The following is a 26,177-nucleotide window of genomic DNA, read 5'->3' as shown; positions in this document are numbered from 1 at the left end:
GCCGCAGACGCCGCAAGGGAGCAGTGTCACCGTGCCCATATCCCGCAGAGCACTCGCCGCCGCCGTCACCGCCCTCGTCCTGCCGCTGAGCGCCTGCGGCTCCGGCGGTGGTGGCGGCGGCTCGACGGACGCCTCCGGCAAGGTCGAGGGCGACATCACCTTCCAGACCTGGAACCTGCGCGCCAACTTCAAGGACTACTTCGACGGTCTGATCGGCGACTTCGAGAAGAAGTACCCCGGCACCCACGTCAAGTGGGTCGACCAGCCCGCGGAGGGCTACGCCGACAAGATCAGCGCCGACGCGGCCGGCGGCACCCTGCCAGACGTCGTCAACGTCTCCCCCGACCTGGTCGCACCGCTCGCCAAGGCGGGCCTGGCGATGGATCTCGACAAGGCCGCCGGGAAGTACAAGGGCGAGTACCTGGCCGGCGCCTGGGCCAGCCACCAGGTCCCCGGCATGAGCGGCACGTACGCCTTCCCCTGGTATCTGAACACCGGCCCGATGTTCTACAACAAGGCCCTGTTCAAGAAGGCCGGACTGGACCCGGAGCAGCCACCGAAGACGTACGACCAGCTCTTCACCGACGCGGTGCGGATGGCGCGGATGTCGGGCGGCAAGGTAGCCACCCTCGCCAACATCCCCACCATCGAGGACTTCGGCCGCTACGGCGCCTCCCTGATGAACAAGGACGGCACCGGCTTCACCTTCAATGACGCCAAGGGGGTCGAACTCCTCACCAAGTACAAGGAGTTGTACGACGCCAAGGGGCTGGACGCGCAGGCGCTGAACGCCACGCCGGAGTCGGCCGGGAAGGAGTTCTTGACGCAGGCCGTCGCCATGAACCCCGGCAGCGCGCTGGACCTGGACAACTTCAAGAAGCAGGCGCCGAGCCTGTACAAGAACATCGGCATCACCGACCAGATCACCAACACCGGCCACGTCAACATGTACGTGATGGGCGTGATGGTGAACTCCCGGACGAAGCACACGCCCGCGGCCGTCGCCTTCGCCCACTACGTGACCGACGCCGAGCACCAGATGTCCTTCGCCAAGAAGGTCGCCATCTTCCCGTCCACCGCCGGCTCCCTGGACGACCCCTACTTCACCAAGGAGGACGGCACCGACGAGACCCGGGTGCGCATCGCCGCCGCCAAGTCGCTGAAGAACGCGGTCAATTACACGCCCGTCCTGTTCAGCGACCAGATGAAGACCGCGCTGCGCAACGAGGTCGGCAAGGCGCTCCAGGGCAAGCAGAGCCCCAAGGCGGCGCTTGACAACGCTGTCACGGCGTGTGACCGGCTTCTGAAGCAGCAGGGATAGCGCACCATGGCCACCTCGACCGTCTCCCGGACGCGCCCGTCGCGTCCGGCGCGGCGCCCCGAGCGGCGCCCGGCGATCCGGATACGGCGCCAACTGACCACCAGCCCATGGCTGTTCGCCGCCCCGGGGCTGCTGATCACCGGCGTGTTCATCCTCTACCCGTTCGTCTCCACGGTGTTCAACGCCTTCACCGACCGCCGCACCCTGATCCCGGGACAGTTCGTCGGCCTCGCCAACTTCCGTGAGCTGCTGCATGACGACATGTTCTGGATCGGCCTGCGCAACAGCGCGTTGTACGTCGTCGGTGTCGTCCCGGCGCTGGTGCTCCTGCCGCTGCTGCTCGCCCTGCTGGTGCAGAAGAACATCCCCGGCATCACCTTCTTCCGGTCCGCCTTCTACACCCCGGTCGTCGCCTCGATCGTGGTGGTGGGCCTGATCTGGGTGTGGCTGCTGGACGAGCGCGGGCTGGTGAACTCGCTTCTGGAGACGATCGGGGTGGGCAAGGTCGGCTTCCTCAGCGACCAGTGGCTGCTCCTGCTCAGCGCGATGGCCGTCACGGTCTGGAAGGGCCTCGGCTACTACATGATCATCTATCTGGCGGCGCTCGCCAACGTGCCGCGCGAGCTGCACGAGGCCGCCGCCGTGGACGGCGCGGGCCCGGTCCGCCGCTTCTTCACCGTGACCGTGCCGGCCATCCGCTCCACCATGGTCCTGGTCGCCGCGCTCTCCTCGGTCTCCGCCTTCAAGGTGTTCTCCGAGGTGTATCTGCTGGCCTCGCCGAGCGGCGGCCCGGCGGGCGAGGACACCACCCTGGTGATGCTCGTCCAGCGCACCGGCACCGGGCTGACCGGCCGGGTCGGCTACGCCTCCGCGATCTCCCTGGTCGTCTTCGCCGTCACCGTCGTCCTGATGCTGCTCGTCCTGCGCGCCGACCGGAGGGAGGACGCGTGAACGTCGCCGAGAAGGCACCGGAGACCGGCACGCGCCCGGCCCGTGCCCGCGCACCCCGCTTCACCGACGAGCACGGCCGCCGCGTCCGGGGGTGGGAGCTGGTCCTGCGCTATGTGCTGCTGATCGCCGTACTCGCCCTGACCGTCGGCCCGTTCGTGTGGCAGCTGTCCACCTCGTTCAAGGGCCCCACCGAGGACATCTTCAGCTCCCCGCCGAAGTTCCTGCCCAGCCACCCCACCCTGCACAACTACGAGCGGGTGTCCGAGACCATCCCGGTCTGGGACTACGCGCTCAACTCCCTGAAGGTGGCCGCCGCCAACGTGGTCACCAACTGCGTCGGCTCCGCGCTCGCCGGGTACGCCCTGGCCCGGCTGCGCTACCGGGGCCGCCGGGTGGCCGCCCTGGTCTTCGTCCTCGCGATGCTCGTGCCCGCGGAAGGCATCATCATCGCCCAGTTCACGACCATGCGGGAACTCGGCCTGAACAACACGCTCATCGGCGTCGTCCTGCCCGGCTCCATCGGCGCGATGAACGTCCTGCTGATGCGCAACGCCTTCCTCAATCTGCCCTACGAGATCGAGGAGGCCGCCTACGTCGACGGTGCCAACGTCTGGCAGCGGTTCCTGCGGATCGCGCTGCCCTCGGTCAAGGGCACCCTCGCCGTGGTGGCGATCTTCGCCTTCATGGGCGCCTGGGACGACTTCCTGTGGCCGCTCATCGTGCTCAGCGACCCGTCCAGGTTCACCCTGACCATCGGCCTCAACTACCTCCACGGCACCTTCGCCAACGACGAACGGCTCGTCGCCGCCGGCACGATCATCGCCGTGGCACCGCTGATCGCCCTCTTCGCCTGCCTCCAGCGCTACTTCTTCCGCGGGGTCGGCGAGGGCGCGGTCAAGGGCTGATCCGGGCCCCCTCCCGACCCCACTTCCGCAAGGACCCCCGTATGCCTGCTGCCGTGCGCTTCGGCGTCAACTACACCCCGAGCCAGGGGTGGTTCCACCACTGGCTCGACTTCGACCTCGACGCCGTACGCGCCGATCTGGACTCCATCTCCGCGCTCGGCCTCGACCACATCCGGGTCTTCCCGCTGTGGCCGTACTTCCAGCCCGACCGCGCGCTGATCCGCCCGCGCGCCGTTGAGGATCTGGTGCGACTGGTCGACGCCGCCGGCGAACGCGGGCTCGACGTCAATGTGGACGGTCTGCAAGGGCACCTGTCCAGCTTCGACTTCCTGCCCGCGTGGACCCGCACCTGGCACCGCCGCAACCTCTTCACCGACCCCGAGGTGCTGGACGGCCAGGCCGCCTATCTGCGCACCCTCGCCGCCGCCCTCGCCGACCGGCCGAACTTCCTCGGCATGACCCTCGGCAACGAGGTCAACCAGTTCTCCGCCGGCCCCCACCCCGACCCCGACCGGGCCACCGCCGACCAGATCGACGCCTGGCTGGAACGCATGCTCGCGGCCTGCGAGAAGGGTGCCCCCGGGAAGCTGCATCTGCACGCCGAGTACGACGCCACCTGGTATCAGGACGACATGCCCTTCACCCCGGCCCAGGCGGCCCGGCGCGGCGCCCTCACCGCCGTCCACTCCTGGGTCTTCAACGGGACCGCCCAGCGCCACGGCCGTACCTCCGTGGCCAGCGAGCACCACGCCGCGTATCTGATCGAACTGAGCAAGGCCTGGGCCGAGGAACCGCACCGGCCCGTCTGGCTCCAGGAGGTCGGCGCCCCGGCCCCCCTCGTCCCCGCCGAGCACGCCGCCGCCTTCACCGAGGCCACCGTCGCGAACGCGCTGGACTGCCCCGACCTGTGGGGCATCACCTGGTGGTGCTCCCACGACGTCTCCCGCGACCTCGCCGACTTCCCCGAACTCGAGTACAGCCTGGGGCTGTTGACCAACGACCGCCGCCCCAAGGACCTCGCCCGCGCGCTGTCCCGCGCGGCCCGCGACCACAGCTACGCGCCCGCTCCGCGCACCACCGCCCTCACCGTGCCCGCCGACCCGGCCGCCCGCTCCCGCTGCGCCCCCGGCGGCGATGTCTTCGAGGCGTTCTTCCGGCTGACCGCCGACGGCGCCCGCCCCACCACCGTCCTCGACACCCGGGCGGCCGACCAAGGCCATCTGGCCGCCCGCGCCCTCACCGAAGTCGTCACCCCCGACCAGGTACTCCGCACCCCCCGAGGAGGCACCCGCTCGTGAACCCCACCAGACGCACCGTCCTGCTCGCCGGCGCCGCCGCCGCGTTCCTGCCCGCGCTGCCCACCGGCACCGCCGAGGCCGCCCCGAAGGCGACGGCCGCGCTCCAGCCGTACGCCTCCTACTGGTACCCGGACTCCCTGCCCTCCGGCAGCCCGGGGCCCGGCATCACCTGGCGCAGCCTGAAGAGCTGGCGTGCCGCCACCGACGCCGATCTCCCCTTCAACGCGGCCTCCGTCCCGCTCGCGCCCCGCTTCACCCCGACCCCGGTGAACACCACCGCCCGCGCCGGTCAGGCCCGCGTCCAGTCCCTGGTCTCGTTCGGGCCCACCTCGTCCAACCCGTCCCAGGGCTCGGCCACCGCCGACTACTACGCCCTCACCCACTGGGCGTACATCGACGAGCTGGTGTTCTGGGGCGGATCCTCAGGCGAGGGCCTGATCCTCGCCCCGAACGCCCCCGTCGTGGACGCCGCCCACCGGCACGGCGTGCCCGTCCTCGGCAATGTCTTCCTGCCGCCCGCCGCCTACGGCGGACAGCTCCAGTGGACCCGCGACCTGGTACGGAAGGACGCCTCCGGTCGATACCCGCTCGCCGCCCAGCTCGTGGCGGTCGCAGCGGCCCACGGCTTCGACGGCTGGTTCGTCAACGCCGAGACAGGCGGCGGCAACAGCGCCCTCGGCGCCGACATGCTCGGCTTCGTCAAGGAGCTGAAGCGGCTCGCCACGGCCGCGGGACAGCGGATCACCTGGTACGACGCGATGACCGTGAACGGCTCGGTCAGCTGGCAGGGCGCGCTGAACGGGCAGAACCAGGCCTTCTTCCAGGCCGCGGACGACATGTTCGTCGACTTCCGCTGGAGCGCGTCCTCGCTCGCCGCCTCCGGGCAGAAGGCCGTACAACTGGGGCGCGACCGCTACGCGTTGTGGGCCGGTGTCGATGTGGAGTCGGGTGGCTGGAACACCTCGGTGGACTGGGACGCGATCGTGCCCGCCGGCCGCGCGCACATCGCCTCCCTCGGCCTGTACCGGCCCGAGTGGACCCGCGGCCAACTGCCCGCCGGCCACACCCCGGAGGACTTCCACGCCGCCGACGACCGGTTCTGGACCGGCCGTTCCCTCGATCCGTCCCGTCCCGACACCGCCGACAGCTGGCGGGCCCCGGCCCTCTCCGTCGCCGACCGGTCGACGGTCGCCGCGCTGCCGTTCGCGACCGTCTTCAACACCGGCCACGGACTGCGCTGGTACGAGGACGGCCAGGCCGTCTCCGACCGCCCCTGGAACCACCTCGGGCTCCAGGACCGGCTGCCCTCCCGGCGCTGGGTGGTGCGCACCGACGGCCAACGGCCCGCCGTCGCCTTCGACTTCGCGGACGCCTGGCGCGGCGGCAGCAGCGTCCTGGTGACCGGCGCGCTCGACCGTCCCGCCGAGCTGGACCTGTACGCGACCCGGCTGCCGATCAGCCCCGACACGGTCGTCGAGCTGACCCATCGCACGGACACGGGAGCCGTCCGCGTCGAGCTGGCCGTGGCGACCGCCGACCCTGATGCGGCCGGGGGCGCGCCGCCGTACACCTACCTGCCCGTGCCGGCCGTGTCGGGCGACGGCTGGCGCACCTCGGTCGTACGACTCTTTGGCCTGTCCGGGACCGTGCACGCCCTCGGCGTCCGGCTCACCGCCACCGGCGGCGATCCGGTGGGCTGGCGGCTCGGCGGCCTCGCCGTCCACGACGGCACCGACACCCCGGCCGCCCCCTCCGGCCTGCGGGTGACCGCCGCGTCCGGCGGCGATCTGCGCCTCGCCTGGGAGCATCCGGCGCCCGGCACGGTACGCCACTACACCCTGCACCGTGTGCTGCCCGACGGCACCCGCGGCTTCCTGGGCGGCACCGGCCAGCGGGCGTACTTCACCGGCGGCCAGACACCGGCGCCGGGCGAGCCCGCCGTACGGATCGAGGTCCGGGCGGTAGGAGAGCTGTACACCTCGTCCGCGCCCTCGACCGTCACCCACCCCTGGTGACCGACCGCCGATCCACCAGCTGACCTACGACCTGACCTACGACCTACGGAGCATCCCGTATGCATGACGACCGCAGTCTGGTCGAAGCCCGGCTCAAGCGCGTCCTCGACGAGCGCGTCCGCCCCGCCGTGTACCCCGATTCCGTCCCCCTCGACGTCGCGGTGTGGCACGCGCCCGGCGAGCCCGTGCCGGTGGCCGAGGGGCTCGCGGCCGAGCCGGAGCCGATCCGGGTGGGCGCCCGGTGGGGTGCTCCCTGGGGCACCAGCTGGTTCCGGGTGACCGGCACCGTGCCCGAGGAGTGGGCCGGGCGGACCGTGGAGGCACTCCTGGACCTCGGCTTCGACGAGAACATGCCCGGCTTCCAGTGCGAGGGCCTCGTCTACCGCCCCGACGGCACCCCGGTGAAGGGCCTCAACCCGCGCAACCAGTGGGTGCGCGTCGGCGCGCCCGTCGCGGGCGGCGAGGAGGTGCGGCTGCACATCGAGGCCGCCTCCAATCCCGTCATCCTCGACTACCACCCCTTCCTGCCCACGCGGTTGGGCGACAAGGAGACCGCGGGCAGCGAGCCGCAGTACACCCTGGCCCGGATGGATCTCGCGGTCTTCGACGAGACCGTGTGGCAGCTGGTGATCGATCTGGAGGTGCTCGGCGAGCTGATGGCCGAGCTGCCGGTGGACTCCCCGCGCCGCTACGAGATCCTGCGCGCCGTGGACCGGTCCCTGGACGCCGTCGACCTCCAGGACGTGAACGGCACCGCGGCCCGCGCCCGCGAACAGCTCGCCGGTGTCCTGTCCGAGCCCGCCGCGCCCTCCGCGCACCGGATCAGCGCCGTCGGGCACGCCCACATCGACTCCGCCTGGCTGTGGCCGCTGCGCGAGACCGTACGCAAGGTGGCCCGGACCACGTCCAACATGACCGCCCTCCTTGAGGACGAACCGGACTTCGTGTTCGCCATGTCCCAGGCGCAGCAGTGGGCTTGGGTCAAGGAGCACCGGCCCGAGGTGTGGGCGCGGGTGAAGAAGGCGGTGGCGGACGGGCGGTTCGTGCCGGCCGGTGGCATGTGGGTGGAGTCGGACACCAACATGCCCGGATCGGAGGCGATGGCCCGGCAGTTCGTGCACGGCAAGCGGTTCTTCCTCGACGAGTTCGGCATCGAGAACGACGAGGCCTGGCTGCCCGACACCTTCGGCTTCGCCGCCGGACTGCCGCAGATCATCCGGGCGGCGGGTGCCACCCGGCTGCTGACTCAGAAGATCTCCTGGTCGCAGACGAACAAGTTCCCGCACCACACCTTCCAGTGGGAGGGCATCGACGGAACGCGCGTCTTCACGCACTTCCCGCCCGTCGACACCTACAACTGTTCGATGAAGGGCAGCGAGATCGCGCACGCCGCCCGCAACTTCAAGGACAAGGGCGTCGCCCGGCACTCGCTCGCCCCCACCGGGTGGGGCGACGGGGGCGGCGGCACCACCCGCGAGATGGTCGCCAAGGCCGCCCGGCTGCGTGATCTGGAGGGCTCGGCGCGGGTGGTGTGGGAGACACCGCGGGCCTTCTTCGACAAGGCGCAGGCCGAGTACCCCGAGCCGCCCGTGTGGGTCGGCGAGCTGTATCTGGAGCTGCACCGCGCCACCCTCACCAGTCAGGCGGGAACCAAACAGGGCAACCGGCGCAGCGAACACCTTTTGCGCGAGGCCGAGTTGTGGGCGGCGACGGCGGCCGTACGGACCGGACTCCCCTACCCGTACGAGGAGTTGGACCGGATCTGGAAGACGGTGCTGCTCCACCAGTTCCACGACATCCTGCCGGGCTCCTCCATCGCCTGGGTGCACCGCGAGGCGCGGGCGACCTACCGGCGCATCGCTCAGGAACTGAACGGGTTCATCGAGACCGCCCAGCGCGCGCTGACCGGCGAGGGCGGCACACCGCTGGTCTTCAACGCGGCCCCGCACACCCGCGCGGGCGTACCGGCCGGCGCCGCCGCCACCCCCACCGCCGAAGGCCGTACCCACCTGGCGCCCCGCGAGGGCGGCGGGCACGTCCTGGACAACGGTCTGCTGCGCATCGAGATCGACGGCCGCGGCCTGGTCGTCTCGGCGTACGACATCGAGGGCGACCGGGAGACGGTCGCGCCCGGCCGGGCCGCGAACCTCCTCCAACTGCACCCGGATTTCCCGAACATGTGGGACGCCTGGGACGTGGACGAGTTCTACCGCAACACCGTCACCGACCTCACCGACGCCGAGTCGGTCACGCCGGGCGAGGACGGCGCATCGGTGCGGATCGTGCGGTCCTTCGGTTCCTCCCGGGTCACCCAGGTGCTGTCGCTGGCGGCGGGCGAGCGGCGGCTGGTGCTGGACACCGAGGTGGACTGGCACGAGACGGAGAAGTTCCTCAAGCTCGCCTTCCCGCTGGACGTGCACGCCGAACGGTACGCGTCCGAGACCCAGTTCGGGCACTTCCACCGGCCCACCCACACCAACACCTCCTGGGAGGCGGCCCGGTTCGAGGCGTGCAACCACCGCTTCCTCCATCTGGAGGAGCCGGGCTGGGGCGTGGCGGTCGTCACCGACTCGACGTACGGCCATGATGTGACCCGGGCCGTCCGGGGCGACGGTGATCGGGGCACCACCACGACGGTCCGGGTGTCGCTGCTGCGCGCCCCGCGCTTCCCCGACCCGGAGACGGACCAGGGCGTGCACCGCTTCCGGCACGCGCTGGTGCCGGGCGCGGGGATCGCCGACGCGGTGCGTGAGGGCTGGCGGATCAATGTGCCCGAGCGGGTGGTGACCGGTGCCGGGGAGGTCGCGCCGCTGGTGTCGGTGGACGAGGACGCGGTGGTCGTGACGGCGGTGAAGCTGGCCGACGACGGCAGCGGCGATGTGGTGGTGCGCTTCCACGAGGCCCACGGCGGCCGGGCGCGGGCCACGCTGACCGCCGGGTTCGAGGTCGCCGAGGTCCTGGTGACCGACCTGCTGGAGCGGCCCCTGCCCGAGGCGGCGGCCCCGCGGCGGGACGGCGACCGGATCGCGGTGCGTCTGCGGCCGTTCGAACTGATGACGTTGCGGCTGCGGCGCCGTCCCAGGTGAACCACCTGGACCGGATCCTCGTCTTCCTCAGCGACCTTCACCAGCCGCGAACCGGAGAACCACCGTGCCAGACAAAAGTGTTGAGCCGAGCGACGACCAGGGGCACGGTCCGGTGCCGTGGTGGGCGGACCTCGGGGCGTGGGGGGCCGTCGCGCTGATCGCCCTCGGCGCTCTCGCGGCGCTATGGGTCTCGTTCCGGCTGCCCGGCACCCCGGAGGAGCCGGCGACCGGCTACTACGGGGCCGCCAGGGTCATCGCCATCGGCCTGGTCATCGTGGGAGGCGGCCTGCTCAATCGCCGGCGCGCACGGTCCGGGGCCGCCGGGGAGACGAGCGGGGCGGAGTAAGGCCCCTGTGGGCCGCATGCGGACGTCGTGGTTCAGGTTCAGCGTTTCCATTGAGCCCCCAACTCCCTTGATCTAGCCTCTTGTTCATCGAACGGCTGCTCTAGCCGGGAGTGCACCAGCGGAGCCCGGCCGCCCTCTCAGCGGCCTGAAAAAGGGAGATCCATCATGGTCAAGCACTACATCAAGTACGCCTTCAGCACGCTCACCGCGGCGATGTTCGCCAGCATGGCCTGACGAGCGGCCCCGGCCTGGACCGGGAGTCGGATTCCCGGTCCAGGAACCAGGAGGCGTACTTGTTCGGCACGGCTTTCAGACAGCTGCGTTACAGCATGGCGATCCTGCGCAACCGGCGGATCCGACCGGGGGACCTCGAACGGATCGCCCGCGATCTGATCGAGACCCTGGCGGAGTTCGGCGAGCCGGGAGAGGACTCGGTCCTGCTGCCGGGGCAGTCCGGGGCCGTCGATCCCGACGTACGCCGCACCGTCACCGCACGCAGTCTGCGGGCCACCGCCCGCGCCGCCGTCCGGCACACCCCCTACTACCGCCGGGCCTTCGAGGATCTGTCGCTCGACCCGGACACGCTCACCCCGGAGACCTGGGAACAGGTACCGGTCACACCCAAGTCCGCCCTGCGCGGGCTGCCCGCCGCGTTCGTCTCCGCCGCGTCGGTCCCCTCGCTGATGGCGCTCACCACGGGGACCAGCGGGACCCCGACCAGTGTCTGGTTCTCGCGGGCCGAGGTGGAGGTCATGGTCGCGATGAGCACCGTGTCCGCCGTGCTCGGCATGGGTTTGAGGCCCCGGCACAGCATGGCCTACGCGGGCTGCTCCCGGGCGACGCTGCCGCTGCTCAACGTGGAGGAGTCGGTCACCCGGATCGGCGCGGCGTTCGTGCCGATCGGCACCGTGGAGCCGGCGGTGACGCTCGACCGGCTCGCGGCACCGCTCGGGCTGCGCGGCAAGGCCCCGCAGATCACCCATCTCACGGTCGCGGCGTCCTATCTGGCCGCCCTGGTCGAGGAGGCGGAGCGGCACGACTGGCAGGCGTCCGACTTCGGTCTGGAGTCGGTCGGCGTCGGTGGCGAGGTGCTCTCCGAACCGCTGCGCAGGCGGGCGGAGGCGGTCTTCGGCGCCCGGATCACCAGCTCGTACATGATGACGGAGACGGTGCCGTCCGGCGGTACCGTCTGCGGCGCGGGCCATCTGCATCACACCACCGAGTTCGGGCACTTGGAGGTGCTCGACCCGCAGACGTGGGAGCCGACACCGCCGGGCGGGGTGGGTGTCATCGTCCAGACGCCGTACGTCCCGTACCGGGACTGCACCCTGCTGCTGCGCTACGACACCGGTGACCTGGTCCGGCGGCCCGAGACCGGGCCGGAGTGCGAGCTGGCCCATATGCCAGCGACCTCGCTCATTCTCGGCCGCTGGTCGGGGCCGTCCAGCCGGGCGGTGACCACCCGGTCACTGCTGGAACTGCTGGAGGCGGAGCCCGACATCCCGCTGCCCGCCCGCTACGCCCTGGCGGAGGGGTCCGGAGGCCCATTGCTCCACGTCCTCACCCGCCGTCGGACCGGTGCCGGTCTGCTCGGGCGGCTGGAGGACCGGGCCACCGCGGCGGGCCTCGCGCTGGGCGGCATCGTGCTCCATGACGACCCGGCCGCGATGCCGGCCACCGGCCCGGTCCGCGCCGATCTGCGCGAGCACACCTTCGAATCGGTCCGCCCGGCCGCCGCGACGCTGGGGAGCCCGGCATGAGCACCCCCGCCCTGGTCGGCCTCAACTGCTGTGTCCTGGTGGCCATGGTGGCGGGCGCCGCCTGCTTCCACCGGGTGCGGATGCCCCGCCCCCCGGTGGGGCGGTACGAGCTGTCCGACATCTCCGTGATGTGTGTCGTGGTGGCGGCGGCTCCGCTGCTCTATCTGTTGCTGCCGCGCGCCGCGGTGGCTTGCGTCTTCGGCCTGGTGCTCTGTACGGCGTTGCAGTTCACCCTCGCTCCGCTGACCGGCGCCGGGCGGGCCTGGTTGATCGCGGTGGCCGCCGTCGCCGCCAACGGCGTACTGGCCCTGCTCGGCCGCCCGCTCGCCGTGATGGTGCTCACCGACGTACTGCTCGTCGTGGCGGTGGCGGGGGTCGCCACCATGTGGGCGCAGAGCGGGATGCGGTCCGCGCAGGCGGCATGGTTCGCGGGCGCGCTCGCCTGCTACGACCTGGTGGCCACCGGACTCACCTCCGTCATGGACCGGTTCGCGGCGCAGGTCATGGGACTGCCGTTCGCCCCGCTGCTCGCGGTGACGCGCGGGGAGCCGCCGGTGGCGGTGGGCCTGGGCGACCTGCTGCTCCTGGTGCTCTTCCCGCTGACAGCGGTCAAGGCGTTCGGGCGGGCCGCCGGAATCCTCGCGGCCGCGGTCGGACTCGCGGTGTCCGGCGCGGTCAGCGTGCTGTTCGCGCGGGGGGTGCTGACCGACGCCTTCCCGCTCCTGACGGTGCTGGGACCGCTGATCGTGGTGCAGCACCTGGTGTGGCGGCGGGTCCGGGGCGGCGAGCGCACCACCGCCGAATGGCGGGCGGGCCGGCCCCGACCGACACCGCCCGCGACGGCCGCGGAGCCCGACCCCGCGATCCTCGGGGCGCTACGGCCGGCCGGTGCGACGGAGCCCGCCCAGGGCGAGTGGCTGGCCGTCGCCGACGGCCGGGTGGTGGGCGCCGGAGCATCCCCGGGCCGGGCGCGCAGGGACGCCCGGCTCCGCGGCTGCGACTGCGTGCCCGTGGTCCGGCGGGCGTAGCGTCCGGTACGGATCCCGCCGTGCCGGTCCCATGACCGCAGGCTCGCCCCGCTCATCCGGCCGGTCCTCAGACGACTATGACCCGGCGCCCACGCGTGTGGCCCGCTCGGCTGTCGATGTGCGCCGCCGCGGCCTCGGCGAGCGGGTACGACTTCTCGACCGGGATGTGCAGCCTGCCCCGCGAGATGAGGTCGGCGGCCGCGGCGAGCGCGTCCGGTGCGCTCCCGGCCACGCCGGAGAACCGGACACCGAACTCCGGCGCGCCGAGATCGGCGATGGAGACGACCTTGTGCGGGTCGCCGACCAGTTCGACGAGCTCGCGGAGCACACCCGAGCCGGCCAGATCGAGGGCCGCGTCGACGGGTCCGAGCCGCCGTACCCGCTCGACCCAGCCCTCGCCGTACGTCGTGGCGAGGGCGCCCAGGCCGCGCAGATAGTCCTGGTTCGCGGCCCCGGCGGTGCCGATCACCCGGATGCCGCGGTCGCGGGCGATCTGCAACACCGCCGAGCCGACTCCCCCGGACGCGCCGCTGACCAGCAGCGTCTGCCCGGGCTGTACCCCGACCTCGCGGACGATGCGCAGCGCGGTCTCCACCACGGAGGGGTAGCCGGCCGCCTCCTCGAACGTCAGGCCCTCGGGCATCCGGGCCCATGCCGACAGCACGGCGAACTCGGCGTAGGTACTGGAGCCTTCACCGAACACATGGTCACCGATCTCGACTCCTTCGACGCCCTCGCCCACCTCGTCCACCACCCCGGCGGCGTCCAGCCCGACCCCGGAGGGCAACTCGGTGGGGTGGGCCCCCAGTTTCTGACCCTCACGGATCCTCCAGTCGACGGGGTTCACACCCGCCGCCCGTACGGCGATGCGTATCCGGCCGGGGCCCGCGTGGGGCTCCTCTGCGTCCGTGAGGCGCAGGACGTCCGGACCGCCGAACTCGGCGAAGCTCACTTTCCTCATACGGCGAACCGTAGCACTAACGGTTAGTGTTTTGGAGTTGGTTCGGGTTCGTATTTGATAGTGTCACGGCATGACCGTGCCGCTCGGACGCCGTGAACGCAAGAAGGCCGCGACCCGACAGAAGATCGCCGACACCGCTCTCCGGCTCTTCCTGGAGCGGGGGTACGAGGCGGTGGGGATCCGTGATGTGGCCGCCGAGGCCGATGTGGCCGTCACCACGCTCTTCTCCCACTTCGCCTCGAAAGAGGCCCTGGTGTTCGAGCGGGACGACGACTTCGAGCAGCGCCTCACCGGCGCGGTCACCGACCGGGCGCCGGGCGAGCCGCTCGTCCCCGCGCTGCGCCGTGAGGTCCGGTCGATGGTCCGGCATTGCGCGGCGGACGGCGCCGCCCCGATCTTTCGCATGATCGACGAATCCCCCGCCCTGCGGGAGTACGAGGAGTCGATGCGGCTGCGGCACGCGGAGTCGCTGGCGGCGGCCATCGGCGCCGATCCCGGCCTCTCACGGGGCACGACGGCGGACCGGGCGATGGCGAGGTTCGTGATCGACGCCTACTCGCTGGCCCGTGCGGCGTCCGACCCGGACACCGCGCTGGACGAGATCTTCCGGATGATCGAAGCGGCCTGGGCCGTCGCCCGCCCCTCCGGCGACTCCACCGGTGACTCCACCGGCGAGGCGGGACTCTGAATCAGGGACTCCGAGTCAGGGCTCGGTCCCGCCGGACGCTCACCCGCCCAGAAAGTCGTCGCCATGGTCGTACGGCTTCAGCGCAGTCGTCGCACGCGCAGCACCAGGTCGTCGGTGTGGTGGGCGCCGGCGCCGCCGTCGGGTGCCACACGGGGGCGCTGCTCGTCCACCTCCACCTCCCAGTCGTCGTCGAGCAGTTCGGCGACCGTCGAGGGCCAGACGTAGTCGGCCGGGTCGAAGCCGTTCTCCTGCGCCTGCTTGGCGTCCACCCCCGCGTGGTGCACGAACAGCAGCACACCGCCGGGCGCGACGGCCGCGAGCAGTGCCCGCTCGGCCGCGGCGTCGGGGGTGCGCAGCAGGGCCGGGTACTGCGCCGAGACCAGGTCGAAGGAGGCCGGCGGGAGTGCGGCCTCGGTGAGTGCGGCATGGACCCAGCGGACGGTGAGTCCCGCGTCGTGTGCGTGCCCCGCCGCTCGTTCCAGCGCCACGCCGGAGACCTCCAGCGCGGTCACGTCCCAGCCGGCGCGGGCGAGCCAGACGGCGTCGGCGCCCTCGCCGCAGCCGACGTCGAGCACCCGCCCCGGGGTGAGTCCGGTGGCCTCGGCCACGAGCGCGCCGTTGGGCCGGCCGCTCCACAGTTGCGTCCGGTCGGCGTACCGCCGGTCCCACTCCGCCCGCAGCGCGGGGTCTCCGATGTAAGCGCCGATGGGCGAGGGAGCGTCGGACATGGGCGAGCCTGCTGCGATGTCGTTGGTCACGGGCCCACCGTCGCCCACCACGTCGCGGTCACACCACTCCTGTTGCCGGTCCGGCAAAACGGCGTCCAATCCCGGTGGTGTTCGCCGGAGCGTGGAGCGCTGGCGGCGGCAGTGGGGCGAGCAGGGACTGGCCGGGTTGGCGTCGTAGGGATCGCCCGGCAGGCCTCGACTGTCGGAGACGACAGATTGCCAGGCTGGAGCGGGAGTTGGAGCGTTAGCCGCTGGCCCACGGGTGGACTGACCAGCGCTGGACGCCCGCCCGGGTGAAGACGATGATCGGCCGTCTGCTCCACGTCTCCTGGACCGTGGAAGGCACATGGCGACTGTTGCGGCGGCACAGCTGGTCGTGGCAGCAGCCCGCCCGGGGCGCGATCGAGCGCGACGACGACGCGGTGGAGTCGATGACGCCGCCGCGTGCCAGGACCTGGGGCCGCAAGGGCGTCACCCCGGGCGCCCTTCTGCGGGGACGAGGTTCGGGCCGGGTCTCCATGGCTGGCGTGACCTGCTACAAGCCCGGCGAGCGGTCCGATTGATCTACCCGATCCGCGAGTACTGGGGCCGCAAGGACGAACCGAAGGACGTGAACCCATTTCCTGGCCCACCTGCGGGCGGAGCGCTAGCGCAGGCCGGTGATGGCGAGGTCGAGGAGGCGTGTGGCCTGGGTGGTGCCGTCGGGTGTGTCGGGGGTGCGCCACAGGCAGCTCAGCAGCATGATCACGTCGGCGGGGTCGATGCCGGGGCGGATGTCGCCGGCCTGTTCGCAGGCATCGAGGAGTTGCTGGACGGCTGCGGTGACCGGGGGCCAGGAGGCGCTGATGACCTCCTGTGCGGCGGCTGAGTGGAGGGCTTCGCCGAGGTCGTGCTTGATGCGGACGTAGGCGGTGAGCGTGGTGAACCAGCGGCGGAACGCGTCCAGCGGGGGGTGTTCGGCCAGGACGTCGGGCACGGAGGCGGTGAGGCGGGCCAGGTCGTGCCGGTAGACCTCCAGGATCAGTGCCTCGCGGGTGGGGAAGTGCCGGTAGAGCGTGCCCGCGCCGACGCCGGCCCGCTTGGCGATGGAGTTGAGGGAGGCGCCCGGGGACTCGGCCAGGGCGTCGTGGGCGACCTCCAGGATCGTCTCGCGGTTCTTCAGGGCGTCCGCGCGCTGTTGCGGGGCACTGGCCATCGTGTCCTCCTCAGAGTGGGCGGGTGCGCCCGGAAGTAGCCCCGGTCGCTAAACGGAGAGTTCTCCGTTAGGGTTCAGCGAGTCGGCGGAGAGTTCTCCGCTTGGCTTGGTTCCCATTCTAGGAGCTTCCCCGTGCGCTATATCAAGCTCGGCCGTACCGGCCTGGACGTCTCCCCCGTCGCAATCGGCGCCATGACCTACGGCGAGCCCGACCGCGGGCACCCGGTCTGGTCGCTGGACGAGGAGTCCAGCCGCCCGCTGGTCAAGCAGGCGCTGGAGGCGGGCATCAACTTCTTCGACACCGCGAACATGTACTCCTACGGCTCCAGCGAGGAGATCCTGGGCCGGGCGCTGGCGGAGTATGCGAACCGCGACGACGTCGTCATCACCACCAAGGTCCGCCACCCGATGCGCCCCGGCAGCCCGAACAGCAGCGGCCTGTCCCGCAAGGCGATCATGACCGAGATCGACAACAGCCTGCGCCGCCTGGGTACCGACTACGTCGACGTCTACATGATCCACCGCCTGGACCCGGCCACCCCGCTGGAGGAGACGCTGGAGGCGCTGAACGACGTGGTCAAGGCCGGAAAGGCCCGCTACCTCGGCGCGTCGTCCATGCACGCCTGGCAGTTCGCCAAGGCCCTGCACCTCCAGGAGCGCCACGGCTGGGCGCGCTTCGTCACCATGCAGGACCACTACAACCTCCTCGCCCGCGAGGAGGAACGCGAGATGCTCCCGCTGTGCGCCGACGAGGGCGTGGCCACCATGGTCTGGAGCCCGCTGGCCCGCGGCCGCCTCGCCCGCCCCTTCGACCAGGCTGCCACCGGAACGCGCGCGGCCACCTACGGTGCCTACGCCGACCTGCTCTACAGGGCCAATGCCGACAGCGACCGCCAGATCATCGGCGCCCTCGGCACCATCGCCGAACAGCGCGGCGTCTCCCGCGCCCAGATCGCGCTGGCCTGGCTGCGCCGCAACCCCGTGGTCGCCGCCCCCCTGGTGGGCGCCCGCACCGCCCAGCAGATCGACGACGCCGTCGCCTCTCTCGACATCGACCTCACCGACGAGGAGGCCCGGCGCCTGGAGGCGCCCTACACCCCGCGCCACGACTTCCAGGGCGTCTCCGACGAACGCGAGATGGAACGCATCAAGGCGTCCATCCCCGGCTACGCCAACCTCTGACACCGCGCCCACACCGCGGCACCGCCACCGCGTCACGCGCGTGCCGGTCCGGGACGGCCCGGTGCGCGCGTGACGCACCGCCCCCGACGACCGAGGTGCAGATGTGTCCGAACCTGTAGGACGGCCGGGGTCCGTAGCGCTGGAATGCGCCGACCCCCGCTCGCCGCCTTCTGGGCGGCCATGCCGGGCCGAGACCTCACGACGGAGTCCGACGCCTTCTGCGCCGTCGAACCCGGAAGACTGCTGCTGGTCACCGTCCGCGTACCCGACTACCGGCCGCCCCAGTGGCCCGACGGCCGGGCCAAGCAGTTCCACCTGGACGTGGCCGTCGAGGACCTGGAGCGGGCCGAGCGCCTCGCGCTCGCCACCGGCGCGACCACAGCTGCCCACCAGCCCGACCCCACCCGTTGGCGCGTCCTGCTCGACCCCGCCGGCCACCCCTTCTGCCTCACCACCCTCATCCCCAGCTGAACACACCCCTCGTGCCCATCGACACCGTCCCCGCGCACGAGCCCGCACGTGAAGGAGACATCCATGCCCCAGGTCCTGGTCACCGGCGGCACCGGCTACCTCGGAAGCTGGTGCGTACTCGCCCTGCTCGAAGCCGGGCACACCGTCCGCACCACTGTCCGCGACCTGGGGCGCGAACCCTCGCTGCGCTCCTGGCTCCACGCAGCCGCGCCGTTCGACGACACCCGCCTGACCGTGGTGCGCGCCGACCTCGAACGCCCCGACGGATGGGACCAGGCCGTAGCCGACTGCGACTTCGTCCTCCACGTCGCCTCACCGACCCTGCGTCGCACACCGGCCGACGAGGACGAGATGGTGGTCCCGGCACGTGAGGGCGTCCTGCGGGTACTGCGCGCCTCCCGTGCCGCCGGCGTCCAGCGCACCGTCCTGACCAGCGCGTTCGGGGCGATCGGGATAGGGCACCCCCCGCGCTCCACGCCGTTCACCGAGGAGGACTGGACCAACGTCGAAGCCGACATCCCGCCCTACCAGCGCTCCAAGACCCTCGCCGAACGCGCCGCCTGGCGGTTCATCGCCGACGAGGGCGGCACCCTGGAGCTGGCCGCCGTCCATCCCGTCGGCGTCTTCGGACCACTGCTCGGCCCGGACGACCCGCCCTCCCTGCGTCTGGTGCGCAGAATGCTCGAAGGCAAGGTCCCCGCCTGCCCGCCCTTCGGCATGAGCTACGTCGACGTGCGCGACGTCGCGGACCTGCACCTGCGTGCGATGACCGACCCGGCGGCAGCGGGCGAGCGCTTCCTGGCGTCCGCGGGACACAGCCCGCTGCGCGTGGTCGACATCGCCCGCATCCTGCACGACCGCCTGGGCGACCGCGCCGCGAAGGCGCCGACCCGCGAACTGCCCGTGTGGCTCACCCGCGCGCTCAGCATCGTGAACCCGGAACTGCGGCTGCTGCGGCACCAGCTCGGCCAGGACCTCGACGCCACCGGCGCCAAGGCCGAACGGCTCCTCGGATGGCGGCCACGCCCCATCGAGGACACCATCGTCGACACCGCCGAAAGCCTGCTCGCCCACGGCATCGGCACTGTCCCTTGATGAGGTTCCGGAGCTCCACGGCCTTCTCGTACAGTCTGGGCGACTTCTCCCGGCGCGAAGGAGTTTCCGACCGTAAAGGTGATGCCGAGGCCGACCAAGTCCCGGGAGAGAAAGCCGTAGAGAGCTGTCAGGTCCGGGAAGTACGCGGCCGCGTGCAGGTTCGAGGGTCCCGAGGTCGCGAACGCGCCGTGCACCGCGGGGTGGTCGGCCAGGGCCCGGCCCGCGGTGGCCAGCTGGTCGGGGGCCACGCGCAGCAGGAGCTTGGCCGCGATAGGCAGCCCGAGGCGGCAAGGATCGACCGGGACCTGGGTGACCAGTCGGCCCTGGGCGGTCAGCCGGGTGAGGCGGCGGCGCACCGTACTCTCCGGGTGGCCGGTGCGCGCGGCCAGGGTCGCCGAGGTCAGGCGCGCGTCCGGGATGAGGGCGTCGAGGAGCGACTGTTCCAGGGCATCGGTGTCGACGCCGTACGGGCCCGAGGGGTCCGAAGCGGTCCCCGGGGCGACCGCTTCGGACGGGGCCAGCGCGGCCCGTTCCGTCTCGGTCAGCACGTGGTGGCGCCATTCGGAGGCGAGCCGGAAGACATGCAGGATCGTGGCGCTCTCCAGGGACGTCACCGCCTGGGTGGAGGGCAGTTGACGGAAGACCAGCGGGTCGCGTGAACCCGGCTCGGTACGGGCGACGGCGAAGATCTCGTCGCCCGCGGTGGTGACGTCGATGAACGGGATGTCCTCGCGCGCGGCGAGTGCGGCCACGATGGTGCCGAGTCTCCCCCGCGGGACCCGGATGCGCAGGAACAGGGATCCGGCCGAGCCGCCGTCGCGCGGTCGTGCGACCGGCGAGACCACCACGCGCACGGTGCCGTCGGCGCCGAGCGCGTACAGCCGGCGGCGCACGGTGACAGGACTGAGCCCCGGCACGCGGGCCGCCCGCTCCGCGGTGAGGCGGTCGTCCCACTGAAGGGCGGCCACCAGCCGCTGATCGGTGAGGCTCAGTACGGAATCCGCCGACGCGCGTGCCATGGCGGCGAGTTTCGCTCATTCCGTCCCTGTGCGGAGCCCGGTCCGGGGAATTCACGCCGAGCATGGACGGCATCTCCCGAGATCAGCGAATTCACCCATGGAGGTCCATGTGCCCGTATTCGAGCAACGGAGAGAAGTACGTTTCGCCAGCGGCGACACCGCGTGTTCCGCCTGGCACTGTCCGGGGACCAACGGCGGCTGCGTGATCATGGCCGGGGGCACCTCGGTGACGAAGGAACCGGCCACGGATCGGTTCGCGGCGAGGTTCCACGAGGCCGGTTTCACGGTCGCCTTCGACCACAGGCGGTTCGGGACGAGCGGTGGCACGCCGCGCCAGATCGTCCGCTTCGACGAGCAGATCGCCGACTGGCACGCCGCGATCGAGTGCGCGGCCACACTGCCGACGTCGACCCGGACTGGATCGCGCTGTGGGGTTTCTCGCTCGCGGGTGGCCACGTCTTCCAGGTCACCGCCGACCACCCGCGCCTGGCCTGCGCGATCGCGCAGACCCCGCTGGTCGACGGCCGCGCGTTCGCTCCCCGGACGGCCGCCGCTGCTGGTCCCGACCGCCGGGGCGCGCGGCTCGGTCGCCTCGCTCACCACGCCCGACGCCCTGGACGGCGACCGCGCGCTGGATCCCGGCCGTCGCCACACCGACTGGGAACAGACGGTCGCCGCACGGATCGTGCTGCGGCTCGGCGGGTACCGGCCCGGCCGCCATGCCTCCCGGATCCGTTGCCCGCTGCTGGTGGTCGTCTGCGACCAGGACCGGAGCGCGCTTCCCGCACCCGCGCTCCGGGCGGCCGGGGAAGCGCCGGCGGCCGAGGTGGTTCATCTGACGGGCCGCCGTTACGCCCCGTTCCTGGAGTCGCACGAACAGGCCGTCGCCGCGGAACTCTCGTTCCTGGAGAAGCATCTGGCTCCGCGGGTGCCCTGACATGCCGGTACCGCCGCCCCCGTGGGGTGCGGCGGTACCGGCATGCCTCGGGATGGGCCTACGGGGCCATTTCGTACGACCCGGACAGCGCCTCCACCTGCTGCCAGACCCGGGCCGTGCGGTCCTGGTCGGTGACGGGGCGGCGGATCGCGTCCAGGGCCCAGGCGCGCTGTTCCTCGGTTGCCGAGTCCTTGCCGTGCAGTTCGACGGCCTGTGCGGAGAAGTCGCGTACGAGGACGGCGAAGAGTTCGTCGAGCACGTCCGTGTCCAGCCCGGTCAGGGCGGCCTGCTCCAGGACGAGCTGGCCGTGCACGACGAGGGCGAAGAGCTGGCCGACCGCGAGGACGAGGTCGAGGTCGCGGCTCTGCTCCGCGTCGGGAGCGGCGGTGGCGACGAACGTGCAGAGCGCGTCGGCCTGTTCGCGGAACCGGCGCACGTTGGGCAGGTGCGCGTACGTGTCGAAGGCGGGCCGCCAGTCGTGGAAGCGCACCGAGCCCAGGCCGCGGGCGGGGCCCTGCCGGAACAGGAAGTCGTCATCCTTCGCGTCGTGGCGGGTCGGTACGGCGGGGTAGTCGGCGGGGTCGAGGAGGTGGCTGCGCAGGAACTTGAGGATCAGCGCCAGGTTGACGTGGACCGTGCCCTCCAGCTTCGGCAGGCTGCGGATCTCCACGGCCGCCTGGGCGAAGTAGTTGTCCCTCTCGAAGCCCTTGGCGGCGATGACGTCCCACATCAGGTCGATGACCTTCTCGCCCTCCGTGGTCACCTTCATCTTCGTCATCGGGTTGAAGAGGAGGTAGCGGCGGTCGTCGGGGCCCGCGCTGCGGAAGTAGTCGACCGCGCGGTCGCTGAACGCCTTCATGCCGACGAGCCGGACGTACGCGTCGGTCAACTCGCGCCGTACGTGCGGGAAGTCGGTGACCGGGCGGCCGTAGAGGACTCGGTTGTGGGCGTGGGTGACGGCCTCGTACATCGCGTGCTCGCAGATGCCGATGGAGGCGGTGCACAGGTTGAACTTGCCGACGTTGACGGTGTTGAGGGCGGCGTCGAAGGCGGCCCGGCCCGTGTGCAGGACGTCCTCGGCGGTGACCGGGTAGTCCTCCAGGCGGAACTCGCTGACGAACTTCGAGGAGTCGACGACGTTCTTGACCAGGTGGTAGGCGGGGTGGCGGCTGTCGGCGGCGAAGAAGACGTAGCCGTCGGGCCCTTCGACGTCGGTGCGGCGGCCGAAGACGGAGACGAGTCCGGCGGCGTTGCCGTTGCCGATGTAGTACTTGGAGCCGGTGGCCCGGAAGCCGCCGTCGGCCGTGGGTTCCAGCAGCATGTCGGTGGAGTAGATGTCGGCGCCGTGGGTCTTCTCGGAGAGGCCGAACGCGAACACCTCACCCTGGTCCAGGAGTTCGGCGGCGCGGGTGCGGGCATCGGCGTTGTCGCTCTGCCAGACCGGGCCGAGGCCGAGGATCGTGACCTGCCAGGCGTACCAGTAGTCCAGGCCGTAGAAGCCGAGGATCTCGTTGAGCGCCGCGATCCGGGCGGTGTCCCAGCGCTTGTCCGGGTCGCCCTCCCCGGCGGCGGACGACGGGGTGAGGAAGGTGGCGAACAGGTTCTCCTTCGCCGCGAAGGCGAGGAAGTCGCCGAGCCATGCGCGGCTGCGGTAGTCCTCGATCAGCCGCCGCTTCCCGCGCTCCTCGAACCAGTCGACGGTGGCCCGCAGCAGGCGGCGCGTCTCGGGGTCGAAGTGCTCGGGGTCGTAGGTGCGCGGGTTGAGCAGCAGCTGGTCAGCCATGGGTGAGGGCGCCTTTCGGCTGGTGGGCGGGTGGGATTCGGGGGCCCGACGCCGGGTGGGGTCGGGCCGGCGGGGGTCAGCGGTCCGGACCGAACCGGGCCAGGGTGGCGAGCACGTCGTCCAGCCAGCCGATCATCATCCGCTCGTACGCGATACCGCCGCGCAGCACGGCGTGCTGGAGCTCGCGCTCCGCGTCGGGCGGCGCCCCCGGATCGGCCGGGCGGGCTGCGGGCTCGGTGAAGTCCCGTGCCTGGCCCGCGAGATAGTGCGTCAGCCGGTCGCGGTGCGCCTGGCGGTGCCGTTCCACCTCGTGGATCAGGGCGGCCGGATCGTCGAAGGCGGCGCCCCGGATCTTGACGGCCAGGTCGTGGCGGACGCTCTCCGGCTCGATCGGGTCGTGCAGCCAGGAGGACAGCGCGGCGCGGCCGAGGTCGGCGACGCTGTACTCCTTCTTGTCGGGCCGGCCCTGTTGCGGGACGTCCCGGGCGTCGACCCAGCCGTCGTTCTCCATGCGTTTGAGCACGCGGTAGATCTGCTGGTGGGTCGCGGTCCAGAAGTAGCCGATGGAGCGCTCGAAGCGCCGGGCCAGCTCATAGCCGGAGCCCGGCTTCTCCAAGAGCGACACCAGGATCGCGTGTTCGAGCGCCATGCCGTCGATCCTTCTATGCAACTCGTTGCATAGCAAGCCCTGCCCGCTCGGATGCGACACGGGTCACCCCGGCCGCCCTCATGGCCGGACGGGCGCCGCCAACCGTGCGGTGATGAGACGGATGATCTCCGGCTGGTGCTCGGCCAGGAAGAAGTGGCCACCGGGGAACACCTTCAGGGCGAAGGGGCCTTCGGTGTGCTCGGACCAGGCGGCGGCCTCGGCCACCGTGACCTTCGGGTCGCCGTCGCCGACGAGGCAGGTCACCGGGCAGCGCAGGGGCGGTCCGGGCTCCCAGGTGTACGTCTCCGCCGCGCGGTAGTCCGCCCGGACGGCCGGGAGGATCATGCGCAGGATCTCCTCGTCGCCCAGCAGTTGGGGGTTGGTGCCGCTGAGGGCACGCATCTCGGCGACCAGGCCGTCGTCGTCGCGCAGATGGACCGTCTCGGCGCGGTGCCTGGAGGGGGCGCGGCGGCCGGAGGCGACGAGGGCGGCGGGCACGATCTCCTGGTCCCGTTCCAGGCGGCGGGCGACCTCGTAGGCGAGGGAGGCGCCCATGCTGTGGCCGAACAGGGCGAGGGGCCGGTCGGCCCAGGGCAGCAGTGCCCGGTGGACCTTGTCGGCGAGCGCCGGCAGGGAGTCCACGAGCGGTTCGCCGCGGCGGTCCTGGCGGCCGGGGTACTGCACGCACAGCACGTCGACGTCCTCGGGCATGGACCGGGAGACGGGGAAGTAGAAGCTGGCGGAGCCGCCCGCGTGGGGCAGGCAGACCAGCCGGACACGGGCGTCGGGGCGCGGATGGAACCTGCGGATCCAGGGCCCGGCGGCCTCGGTGAGCGGGGAGTTCACGGAAGCGTTGCCTTTCGGTCGGGGTTCGGCCGCCCACCGCGCGGGGCGTGCGTCGCGGGGCGAGGGGGTGGGGGCGGGGCGTCCGGGCGCCCCGCCCCCACCGCTCGTCAGGAACCCGCGATGTCCTCCTTGATGACGCGCTCGACGTTCCGCTCCGCCAGCGCCGTGATGGTCACGAACGGGTTGACGCCGATGCTGCCGGGGATGAGCGAGCCGTCGGTGACGTAGAGGTTCTTGTATCCGGACACCCGGCCGTAGTTGTCGGTGGCCTCGCCGAGGACGCAGCCGCCGAGCGGGTGGTAGCAGAAGTCGTCGGCGAAGGCCTTGATCTGCTTGCCGAAGAGGTCGTACCGGTAGATGGTGGTGTTGGCCTTGTTGATGCGGTCGAACAGCGACTTGGCGGCGGCGACCGCGGGCGCGTTCTGCTCCCGGGTCCAGCGCAGGTCCGCGCGGTCCTTGGCGGCGTCGTAGACGAAGGTGCCGCGCTGCGGGTTCTTGGTGATGGCCAGGTAGAGGCTGACCCAGGTCTCCAGGCCCGCCGGCATGGGGGCGATCTCCGCGAAGACGGGGTTGTCGGGGTTGTCCCAGTCGTCGATGCCGAGGGCGGGGATCGAGGACTGCTTGCTGCCCGTGGGGTTCCACACATGGTTGGCGCGGGCGGTCATGATGTTGCCGTTGGGGCCCCAGCCGCCGCCGATCGCGGAGCTGAGGGCGGGGAGGGTGCCGGTCTCCCGGGCGCGCAGCAGCAGTTCGGTGGAGCCGAGGCTGCCGGCGCCCAGGAAGAGGTGGCGGCAGGAGATCTCCTTGGTGGCGAGCAGCTTGCCGTCGGGGTCCTTCTGCTCGACGGTCAGCAGATACGTGCCGTCGTTCTGCTGACGGATCGTCTTGACCTGGTGCAGGGTCTCGATGGTGACCTTGCCGGTGCCCAGTGCTGCCGCCAGGTAGCTCTTGTCCAGGGAGACCTTGCCGTGGTTGTTGCCGTAGATGACCTCGGCGGCCAGCGCGGACTTGGGCACGGTGCCGTCCGCCTCACCGCGCATGTAGTCCCAGTCGTAGACGTTGGGCACGAACGTGGTCTTCAGGCCGGCGCTCTCGGCCTGCTGACGGGCGACGCGGGCGAACTGGTACCACTCGGTCTGCTCGAACCAGTCCTTGTCGATGTTGTTGACCCGCAGACCGGAGTTCGCGCGCGGGAAGTAGGTGCCGTACATCTCGTCGGCGTCGACCTGGGGCAGCACCTCCTGGAAGTAGGAGCGCCGGGGGGTGACGGCCATACCGCCGTTGACGAGCGAGCCGCCGCCGACCCCGCGGCCGACGTACACGGACATCTGGTCGAAGTTGACCCGGTCCAGTACGCCCGCGTAGGGGTCGATGTCCCGGTTGGCCAGGTCGAGCCAGAGGAAGGAGCCGAGCGGGGCCTCGGTACGGGTCTTGAACCAGCTGGAGCGCTTGTCGGGCTTGAGCATCCCGCAGAAGATGTTGCCGTCGGGGCCGGGCTGGTTCCACAGCTGGCCCATCTCCAGCATCAGGGTGGAGACCCCGGCCTCGCCGAGCCGCAGGGCGGAGACGGCCGCGCCGTACCCGGTGCCGACCACCACGGCGGGCACGAACGTGCTGCCGGAATCGCCGGTGGCGGTGGCGGCGGCCGCGCGGGGGGCCGCGGTGATCGTGGTCTGCCCGGCGAGTGCGGCGGCGCCCAAGGCGGCCAGGCCGAGCATGCGGCGGCGCGACAGAGGCTGGTGTGCGTTCACGCTGTTGCTCCTGAGCTTCGAAAGGGGATTCGGGGGTATCGGGGGCCGGTCCGGGGAGGCTCGGCCTGGGGACGTTCGGGGAGTTCGGCGGACGTCGGGCCCGAGAGGGGTCGGGTCACCCGGTGTGCGGAAGCGGCCGTGCGGGGCGGGCGCGGGCGGGGA

Annotated in this window: 21 protein-coding genes and 2 pseudogenes; 15 read left to right on the top strand and 8 right to left on the bottom strand. The window is 71.6% G+C overall.

The features are described from left to right. Positions 1-31: 31 nt before the first annotated feature. The 9 genes from HEP81_RS37720 to HEP81_RS37680 all read left to right on the top strand — a co-directional run bounded on the left by HEP81_RS37720 (position 32) and on the right by HEP81_RS37680 (position 12,710). The gene (locus HEP81_RS37720; protein ID WP_037658972.1) at positions 32-1,321 is read left to right on the top strand and encodes an ABC transporter substrate-binding protein; all 1,290 of its coding nucleotides are present in this window, start codon (positions 32-34) and stop codon (positions 1,319-1,321) included. A 6-nt stretch (positions 1,322-1,327) separates the two neighbouring features. Beyond that, positions 1,328-2,272: a carbohydrate ABC transporter permease gene (locus tag HEP81_RS37715; RefSeq protein WP_037658973.1), complete on the top strand. Its 945-nt coding sequence runs from the start codon at positions 1,328-1,330 to the stop codon at positions 2,270-2,272. Continuing rightward, positions 2,269-3,177, top strand: coding sequence for a carbohydrate ABC transporter permease (locus HEP81_RS37710; protein WP_037658974.1), 909 nt, complete (start codon positions 2,269-2,271; stop codon positions 3,175-3,177). Before HEP81_RS37715 ends, HEP81_RS37710 begins: the two co-directional genes overlap by 4 nt. A gap of 41 nt (positions 3,178-3,218) precedes the next feature. After that, on the top strand, positions 3,219-4,475 hold the full coding sequence (locus tag HEP81_RS37705) for a glycoside hydrolase 5 family protein (protein WP_093676169.1): 1,257 nt from the start codon (positions 3,219-3,221) through the stop codon (positions 4,473-4,475). Next, complete coding sequence (locus HEP81_RS37700; protein ID WP_037658979.1) at positions 4,472-6,490, top strand: endo-beta-N-acetylglucosaminidase; 2,019 nt, start codon at positions 4,472-4,474, stop codon at positions 6,488-6,490. The genes HEP81_RS37705 and HEP81_RS37700 overlap by 4 nt, the downstream gene beginning before the upstream one ends. A gap of 59 nt (positions 6,491-6,549) precedes the next feature. Continuing rightward, positions 6,550-9,576 (top strand): alpha-mannosidase, encoded by a 3,027-nt coding sequence (locus tag HEP81_RS37695; protein ID WP_037658981.1) that lies wholly within the window; start codon positions 6,550-6,552, stop codon positions 9,574-9,576. A gap of 64 nt (positions 9,577-9,640) precedes the next feature. After that, on the top strand, positions 9,641-9,922 hold the full coding sequence (locus HEP81_RS37690; protein ID WP_037658982.1) for a hypothetical protein: 282 nt from the start codon (positions 9,641-9,643) through the stop codon (positions 9,920-9,922). Positions 9,923-10,215: 293 nt separating this feature from the next. After that, entirely contained in the window at positions 10,216-11,682 is a 1,467-nt protein-coding gene (locus tag HEP81_RS37685) for an AMP-binding protein (protein ID WP_037658983.1), read from the top strand. Next, entirely contained in the window at positions 11,679-12,710 is a 1,032-nt protein-coding gene (locus tag HEP81_RS37680; RefSeq protein WP_037658984.1) for a hypothetical protein, read from the top strand. Before HEP81_RS37685 ends, HEP81_RS37680 begins: the two co-directional genes overlap by 4 nt. A gap of 67 nt (positions 12,711-12,777) precedes the next feature. Here the strand turns inward: HEP81_RS37680 and HEP81_RS37675 are convergent, their stop codons facing one another. Then, complete coding sequence (locus HEP81_RS37675) at positions 12,778-13,671, bottom strand: NADP-dependent oxidoreductase (RefSeq protein WP_037658985.1); 894 nt, start codon at positions 13,669-13,671, stop codon at positions 12,778-12,780. Between the two features lie 70 nt (positions 13,672-13,741). On the opposite strand from HEP81_RS37675, the gene HEP81_RS37670 reads away from it, so the two are divergent. After that, positions 13,742-14,359 carry a TetR/AcrR family transcriptional regulator gene (locus HEP81_RS37670; RefSeq protein ID WP_037658987.1) on the top strand — a complete coding sequence of 206 codons (618 nt, stop codon included), beginning with the start codon at positions 13,742-13,744 and terminating at the stop codon, positions 14,357-14,359. A gap of 77 nt (positions 14,360-14,436) precedes the next feature. On the opposite strand, the gene HEP81_RS37665 is transcribed toward HEP81_RS37670, so the two are convergent. Then, positions 14,437-15,117: a class I SAM-dependent methyltransferase gene (locus HEP81_RS37665; protein ID WP_037658989.1), complete on the bottom strand. Its 681-nt coding sequence runs from the start codon at positions 15,115-15,117 to the stop codon at positions 14,437-14,439. A gap of 85 nt (positions 15,118-15,202) precedes the next feature. On the opposite strand from HEP81_RS37665, the pseudogene HEP81_RS42810 reads away from it, so the two are divergent. Further along, positions 15,203-15,694: pseudogene (locus HEP81_RS42810) on the top strand (winged helix-turn-helix domain-containing protein); the annotation flags it as partial. Between the two features lie 39 nt (positions 15,695-15,733). On the opposite strand, the gene HEP81_RS37655 reads toward HEP81_RS42810, so the two are convergent. Then, the gene (locus tag HEP81_RS37655) at positions 15,734-16,282 is read right to left on the bottom strand and encodes a TetR/AcrR family transcriptional regulator (RefSeq protein ID WP_037658994.1); all 549 of its coding nucleotides are present in this window, start codon (positions 16,280-16,282) and stop codon (positions 15,734-15,736) included. 132 nt (positions 16,283-16,414) lie between these two features. Between HEP81_RS37655 and HEP81_RS37650 the strand changes: the two genes are divergently transcribed. From HEP81_RS37650 to HEP81_RS37640, 3 genes are all read left to right on the top strand, one after another. After that, the gene (locus HEP81_RS37650) at positions 16,415-17,464 is read left to right on the top strand and encodes an aldo/keto reductase (protein ID WP_037658995.1); all 1,050 of its coding nucleotides are present in this window, start codon (positions 16,415-16,417) and stop codon (positions 17,462-17,464) included. A gap of 144 nt (positions 17,465-17,608) precedes the next feature. Next, complete coding sequence (locus HEP81_RS37645; protein WP_157854503.1) at positions 17,609-17,935, top strand: VOC family protein; 327 nt, start codon at positions 17,609-17,611, stop codon at positions 17,933-17,935. Between the two features lie 63 nt (positions 17,936-17,998). Further along, entirely contained in the window at positions 17,999-19,030 is a 1,032-nt protein-coding gene (locus HEP81_RS37640; protein ID WP_037658996.1) for an SDR family oxidoreductase, read from the top strand. A 332-nt stretch (positions 19,031-19,362) separates the two neighbouring features. On the opposite strand, the pseudogene HEP81_RS37635 reads toward HEP81_RS37640, so the two are convergent. Further along, a pseudogene (locus tag HEP81_RS37635) lies at positions 19,363-20,049 on the bottom strand (Lrp/AsnC family transcriptional regulator); the annotation flags it as partial. A 202-nt stretch (positions 20,050-20,251) separates the two neighbouring features. Between HEP81_RS37635 and HEP81_RS37630 the strand changes: the two are divergent. Next, positions 20,252-20,986, top strand: a complete 735-nt coding sequence (locus HEP81_RS37630) for an alpha/beta hydrolase (RefSeq protein ID WP_243279732.1) — start codon at positions 20,252-20,254, stop codon at positions 20,984-20,986. A 58-nt stretch (positions 20,987-21,044) separates the two neighbouring features. On the opposite strand, the gene HEP81_RS37625 is transcribed toward HEP81_RS37630, so the two are convergent. The 4 genes from HEP81_RS37625 to HEP81_RS37610 all read right to left on the bottom strand — a co-directional run bounded on the left by HEP81_RS37625 (position 21,045) and on the right by HEP81_RS37610 (position 25,982). Next, positions 21,045-22,769 carry an acyl-CoA dehydrogenase family protein gene (locus HEP81_RS37625; RefSeq protein ID WP_037659000.1) on the bottom strand — a complete coding sequence of 575 codons (1,725 nt, stop codon included), beginning with the start codon at positions 22,767-22,769 and terminating at the stop codon, positions 21,045-21,047. Between the two features lie 76 nt (positions 22,770-22,845). After that, complete coding sequence (locus tag HEP81_RS37620; protein WP_037659002.1) at positions 22,846-23,418, bottom strand: PadR family transcriptional regulator; 573 nt, start codon at positions 23,416-23,418, stop codon at positions 22,846-22,848. Between the two features lie 78 nt (positions 23,419-23,496). After that, positions 23,497-24,264: a thioesterase II family protein gene (locus HEP81_RS37615; protein ID WP_037659003.1), complete on the bottom strand. Its 768-nt coding sequence runs from the start codon at positions 24,262-24,264 to the stop codon at positions 23,497-23,499. A gap of 107 nt (positions 24,265-24,371) precedes the next feature. Then, entirely contained in the window at positions 24,372-25,982 is a 1,611-nt protein-coding gene (locus tag HEP81_RS37610; RefSeq protein ID WP_037659034.1) for a GMC oxidoreductase, read from the bottom strand. Between the last annotated feature and the right edge of the window lie 195 nt (positions 25,983-26,177).

The sequence above is a fragment of the Streptomyces griseofuscus genome (genome assembly GCF_014673495.1).
In the GTDB taxonomy this organism is placed as follows: Bacteria; Actinomycetota; Actinomycetes; order Streptomycetales; family Streptomycetaceae; genus Streptomyces; species Streptomyces murinus.
This window is presented reverse-complemented; position numbering and strand designations above follow the sequence as displayed.